Annotated in this window: 7 protein-coding genes and 2 pseudogenes; 4 read left to right on the top strand and 5 right to left on the bottom strand. The window is 42.1% G+C overall.

Annotated features, from left to right (window positions below; translation table 11 throughout):
• Positions 1 to 157: 157 nt before the first annotated feature.
• Positions 158 to 772: a hypothetical protein gene (locus LC574_RS23390; protein WP_229455963.1), complete on the top strand. Its 615-nt coding sequence runs from the start codon at positions 158 to 160 to the stop codon at positions 770 to 772.
• Positions 773 to 836: 64 nt separating this feature from the next.
• On the opposite strand, the gene LC574_RS23385 is transcribed toward LC574_RS23390, so the two are convergent.
• Positions 837 to 1,223 carry a hypothetical protein gene (locus tag LC574_RS23385; RefSeq protein ID WP_109006756.1) on the bottom strand — a complete coding sequence of 129 codons (387 nt, stop codon included), beginning with the start codon at positions 1,221 to 1,223 and terminating at the stop codon, positions 837 to 839.
• Between the two features lie 62 nt (positions 1,224 to 1,285).
• On the bottom strand, positions 1,286 to 1,447 hold the full coding sequence (locus tag LC574_RS23380) for a hypothetical protein (RefSeq protein WP_229455962.1): 162 nt from the start codon (positions 1,445 to 1,447) through the stop codon (positions 1,286 to 1,288).
• 101 nt (positions 1,448 to 1,548) lie between these two features.
• On the opposite strand from LC574_RS23380, the gene hslO reads away from it, so the two are divergent.
• The 3 genes and pseudogenes from hslO to LC574_RS23365 form a co-directional block, all read left to right on the top strand.
• Entirely contained in the window at positions 1,549 to 2,454 is a 906-nt protein-coding gene (gene hslO / locus LC574_RS23375) for an Hsp33 family molecular chaperone HslO (protein WP_229455965.1), read from the top strand.
• A gap of 154 nt (positions 2,455 to 2,608) precedes the next feature.
• Positions 2,609 to 3,589, top strand: a pseudogene (locus LC574_RS23370) (chromosome segregation ATPase); the annotation flags it as partial.
• Positions 3,585 to 3,887 (top strand): annotated as a pseudogene (locus LC574_RS23365) (photosystem I reaction center subunit XI); the annotation flags it as partial. The pseudogenes LC574_RS23370 and LC574_RS23365, both read left to right, overlap by 5 nt.
• A 64-nt stretch (positions 3,888 to 3,951) precedes the next feature.
• On the opposite strand, the gene gmk reads toward LC574_RS23365, so the two are convergent.
• The 3 genes from gmk to LC574_RS23350 all read right to left on the bottom strand — a co-directional run bounded on the left by gmk (position 3,952) and on the right by LC574_RS23350 (position 5,581).
• Entirely contained in the window at positions 3,952 to 4,551 is a 600-nt protein-coding gene (gene gmk, locus LC574_RS23360; RefSeq protein WP_229455964.1) for a guanylate kinase, read from the bottom strand.
• Positions 4,552 to 4,719: 168 nt separating this feature from the next.
• Positions 4,720 to 4,986, bottom strand: a complete 267-nt coding sequence (remA, locus tag LC574_RS23355) for an extracellular matrix/biofilm regulator RemA (protein WP_109011161.1) — start codon at positions 4,984 to 4,986, stop codon at positions 4,720 to 4,722.
• A gap of 217 nt (positions 4,987 to 5,203) precedes the next feature.
• Positions 5,204 to 5,581, bottom strand: coding sequence for a DUF29 domain-containing protein (locus LC574_RS23350; RefSeq protein WP_229455961.1), 378 nt, complete (start codon positions 5,579 to 5,581; stop codon positions 5,204 to 5,206).
• Positions 5,582 to 5,706 lie beyond the last annotated feature (125 nt).

Raw genomic sequence — 5,706 nt, 5'->3', positions numbered from 1 at the left:
TCTCCGACACACCAAGCCGCAGTCAAGAAATGTCATGCCTCAGATAGGTAATCGTATTGTATCAGAGACTCTGACTCGCTTACATCCCCACCCATAAAGGGATGGGGTTTTACGCTCGATCAATAAAATAGGAGGATAAATTTGGCTTAGGTTTTTTATGAGTTCCCGCCGCATTCTCCAAGTTGGTGAATCTTATACTTTTAGCCGATACTTTGAATTGCCTTTCACAATTGATGATATTCTAGGCGAATTAAATTGCACTATTGAAAGGAAAAATCTCACATTACCTGAATCATCAGAAATTTTAGATATCCAATTTTTACAGCAGCAACTTCGGCGTAATTTATCTCATATTGATTTAGTTAATGAAACTACTAGACGGGAAGCTTTAATTGGGCCAATTTTATTTGAAGTATGTGATTTAACTAATCAGAGACTCAATATAGAATATTTTATTGCTGTCAACAGTTATCTGAAAGGGACTCTCGACTACTATATTGCAGCCCCTCAAAATTTATTAGTTATCGAAGCCAAACAATCAGATTTAGTTCGAGGATTTACTCAACTCGCTGTTGAATTAGTAGCACTTGATCAATGGACTAAATCCATATCTGAACTTCTATATGGAGCAGTTACGACTGGTGAAGACTGGCGTTTTGGGGTTTACCATCGGGCGAATCGTCAGGTGACTCAAGACCAGAAACGTTATCAAGTTCCAGAAGATTTATCTGTGCTGGTAAAAATTATTGTAGGTATTATTTCTGGTTCATAAACTGGGGACTAGGGACGCAAAGAATAACCAATCCTCAATCCCCAATCCCTTTACGTTAATCGAATCAACGGCCTTGAGTTGCCAAAAACTGACGCAAGCTCAACAAACTCAAAGTTTGACCCAAATTTAAGGGCAAAAGTGAAACTCCTTCCAAGCGGGACTGTACCCAACCTTCTCCCCAGTACCATTCGTGGAACCCGTCAATGCCTCCGCTAAGTACCAAGCGCAGACAGTTTGATTTGACAACATCTACTTGATGATGAATCGCAACTGGCCCAGTCCAGGTTGTAAACTGGAATCCTGGAAGCAGTTCTTCTGGCATTCCTGGCGCAAAGCGTTGCCCTAAGAGCCATTTTTCGAGTTGTACCGGATGCAGTAGGCTGTCACGAATTGCATCTGTTGATGCTTCGATTTCGATCCGCAGTTGGCTTTGTTGAAAATTACCCAGCATTTTTATCGGATTACCTAAAGGTGAGCGATCGCTATTTCTAATATTGCAAATAGTTTTTGTCATTAGTCATTAGTCCTTTGTCCTTTGCAAATAACTAATGACCAATGACCAATGACCAATGACCAATGACCAATGACCAATGACCAATGACCAATGACCAATGACCAATGACCAATGACCAATGACCAATGACCAATGACCAATGACCAATGACCAATGACCAATGACAGCCGTTTATTTGCGTAACACCCCACTACGTTACTTTTCTTGCAGCAGAGAACTTAGAATAGAAAAAGTGAACTTGTTAAGAAATGTAAGGTTATTCATGGCGGATCAGTTAATTCGTGCAACAGCAGCCGAAGGTGGAATTCGTGCCGTAGGTGTGATCACCACACGTTTAACAGAAGAAGCACGGGGGCGTCACAAGCTTTCCTATGTGGCAACGGCAGCACTAGGTCGGACTATGGCGGCGGGCTTGTTAATGGCTTCTAGTATGAAGCGAACTGGGTCAAGGGTCAATGTCCGGGTGAAGGGCGATGGCCCTTTGGGTGGCATATTGGTAGATGCAGGCTTAGATGGTACGGTACGCGGGTATGTAGGGAATCCATCGGTGGAATTGCCTCCTAATGCCAAAGGTAAACTAGATGTTGGTGGTGCAGTGGGTGACGGCTACCTTTACGTTGTCCGAGATATTGGTTACGGTTATCCATACTCTAGTACTGTTGAACTAGTTTCTGGCGAAATTGGCGATGATGTGGCTCATTATCTGGTGAATTCCGAACAAACACCTTCGGCTTTAGTTTTAGGTGTGTTTGTAGGAGCAGGTGGAGTAACTGCTGCTGGAGGATTACTGGTACAAGTATTGCCCAAAGCTGCCAGAGACGAAGCTTTAGTAGAAACGTTGGAATCACGAGTTGCTGGTTTAGCAGGATTTACGCCATTGTTGCAAGCTGGGAAGACGTTACCTGAAATCTTTGGCGACCTGTTGGGAGACATGGGGCTAGTAATCTTTTCCGAACGGCAAATGCTGCGTTTCCATTGTGGTTGTTCTTTTGATCGCGTTTTGGGGGCACTGAAGATTTTGGGAGAAGCTGAACTGCAAGATATGATTGTTAAAGATGATGGTGCCCAAGCAACTTGCGAATTTTGTGGCAACGTTTACCAGGCAAGTAGCGATCAGTTAGCTCAACTAATTGCCGATTTGCAAGCTGAATCTACTGTTTCAGGATAAAGTATAAAACGGCACTAATTTTTGATATTGTTAATGGTATTCTGTGGAGAGAGATATTCAAAAAAGTAGCTTTTTAATCATGAGAAAGTTACTATGTCAACAATGGAATTATCGACCTAAAACAGAGCGCTATTCAATTATTTTGGTGTGAGAAATGACAGAGCGGGATATTCCAGACAGTTGGTCAAGAGCCAGTGGAAGAGAGCCAGATCAAAACAAAAGATTATCCCGAACAGAACAATTCGGTGAAACTCAGCCATTTGATGCCCCAGCTACTGGTTCTAACTCCAAGTCAGTGAAGCGGCGAAAAAAAAACCATAGGGAAGGATTACCTATAAATAGTAATTCAGAAAAAACTGCACAACTAAGTAGTACTAGGAAATGGCCACGCTGGATGAAAAGCTGGACATTTTGGCTGGTACTATTAATGTTGATTCCCGGCAGTGTAGGATTTTTGGCGATGGCAATGCTGCTAAAGTTGCCAACTGCCCCTAATTGCCCCTCGATTTTCTGGCCGCTAGCTAGTGCTTCTGTGCGGTTACACTGCGCTCAGTTAGCGGCTTCTAAACAGACGGTGAAAGACTTATTGCAAGCGATCGCTCTGGTGAAGCAACTACCACAAGATCACCCGTTGCATGGAGAAATTAATCGTTTCATCGAAGAATGGTCGCGGGATATTTTGAAGCTAGCTGATGAAAGTTTCCAAACAGGGAATTTAGACGAAGCGATCGCTACTGCTCAGAAAATACCCTCAGATGTGGCAGCTTATAAATTAGTCGATGAGCAAATTGAGAAATGGCAGTCAATTTGGTCAAAGGCAGAAGCCACGTACAACGGTGCGATCGCCCAAGTCAAGGAACGGCGCTGGCAATCGGCGTTCATGTTATCTGCCAAAATGCTGCGCGTAGACAATCAATACTGGGCAGGTACTAAATACGATCAATTGAATCGTCTAATTGCCACAGCACGGGAAGATGGCGATAAGTTAGGAAAAGCCGAAAATTTAGCAAACAGCAAAGTTGTTGATAAATTATTAGAAGCTATCAAGTTAGCTCAGTCCATTGGGCAAGAAAGTTACATTTACCAAAAAGCTCAGGAAGCGATTCCCACATTTGGACGCAAAATCCTGGATATTTGGCCCCTTTGCCAAATTGGGCCCACTGCGGGATACAGGTAATGCAAACTTAGCTGGATTATTGGCAGCTATTGGCTTGGTTGTTGTTCTCACCGCAGGACTATCCCTGTATGCGAATAGCAATCCTCCGAAAGCGCTTGCCAGTGTTACTGTACCCAACCCTCCAATAGATGCTTTTAACTCTAAAGAAAGCTGGAATAACTTTGCTAGTTCTTTCTTAATTGGTGGTATTGGTGGTGCAGTAGTTGCTTACTTTTTGACTAGTAATCTGGGAGTAATTCAAGGTTTATTTGGTTAATTTAGAAATGAGAAGTTAGGAGTTAGGATTTAGGAGTTTAAATTCATAACTTCTAACTCTTAACTTATTTAAACAAAACCGTTTCAATGTCATTTAAAGCAGTTTCAAAATCGTCATTAACGATTTGAATATCAAATTCATCGGCGGCTTTAATTTCTTCTTGGGCGCGGAGTAGACGACGGGCGATCGCTTCTTCAGAATCTTGGGCGCGATCGCGTATCCGTTTCTCTAATTCATCAAAAGAAGGCGGTAAAATAAAAATGCTGAAAGCACTGGGGAAGGAAGCACGAATTTGTCTTGCGCCTTCTAACTCAATTTCTAGCACCACCAACTTGCCAAAATGGATTTGGTTAAGTACAGCTTTACGGGGAGTGCCATAATAGTTACCAGCAAATTCTGCCCATTCCAAAAATTCGCCTTCAGCAACTAATTGTTCAAACTTACTGCGGCTGATAAAGTAATAATCTTTGCCATCGATTTCTTTTGGACGGGGAGAACGAGTCGTCACGGATACGGAATAATACAGTTCTGGATGACGTTCTAGGAGCGATCGCATTAAAGTGCCTTTACCGACCCCGCTGGGGCCAGTTAAGACAATCAACCTGCCTAAATCTAAGGGTTCTTCGGTAGTAGCAATACTCTGGATGGGTAAAACTGGCATCATCCCCTCAATCTGTGAATCAATCAATAGATATTATTCATTAGTCTTATGTTCCTGGCCAAGTCCACTAGTGACTAAAGAATTTGTAGCAAGGGTGACAGAGAACTTGTCTAATTCACATACTACTGCTGATCTGGTGCAAATAGAAGTGAGATTGTTATCCACTCCTAATCAATTATCTACAGTTTGATGCTCGCGGGAAATCACAAAGCGATTCGCTACCGTCTCCGGCTGAATCGCCGACAGAATTACGTGGCTGGAATCGGTGATAATTACAGCCCTAGTCCGCCGCCCGTAAGTTGCATCAACTAGTTGACCTCTGTCCCGTGCATCGGTAATAATCCGCTTAATCGGGGCAGACTCTGGACTGACAATGGCAACTACTCGATTGGCAGACACTATGTTACCAAAACCGATATTGATTAACTGAATCTCCATAAAAAAATGACACCAAACGCGGTTTGAGAAGCTTGAAGTAAACTTATTTACATGTTATCGCCAAAAAACAGGAGTCACAACGATTAAATTCAAGCCAGCCTTCGTTTTTAAATAATGTCTGCTTTTTTTCGCTATTTATCAGCTATTTCTCCTCAAAATCCTCCTATAGATACAGGCGCAATTACACTGATACAAGCTAGTCGGGTGATGTATCTTATCAATAAATAAATGGTGGTAAATAATCCACATTTAAAATTTGCTCAATGCTATAAGGGCAAGTTTGCAGAAAACAATTCAATCCACTTTTCTTTTTTGCTTGTCGTAACGCATCAATGTAGACTTCTTCAAGCACTGTGAGCAGATAGTTGTAGAGGTTTTTAGATTTGGTTAATTTCCTGAGTTCCACCCGCAAATTATCAATTTCCACTTCCCAATGATTTTTACATTCAGGAAGACTCCAATGCTGATACAAAAGCAGATGTTTGAGAAGTTGCAGTAGATAATTTTCTAGTTTGTGTTTCTGTTCATTACCCAATCTTTCAATCTCCTCAATCAAATGATCCCAATCAAGATGCTCTAAATCTCGTTCTTGCAATTTTTTCGCCGAAATTTCTCCGACAGCAGTTAATCAGGGTTTTGTCAATTGGTTGAATGCAGAAGTTTCACCGCGCTCACAATAGAAATTACCTAATACCATTTCTTCCCCTGCCCCCTGCACCC

The organism is Nostoc sp. CHAB 5715 (genome assembly GCF_020829685.1).
Lineage (GTDB): Bacteria > Cyanobacteriota > Cyanobacteriia > Cyanobacteriales > Nostocaceae > Nostoc.
This window is presented reverse-complemented; position numbering and strand designations above follow the sequence as displayed.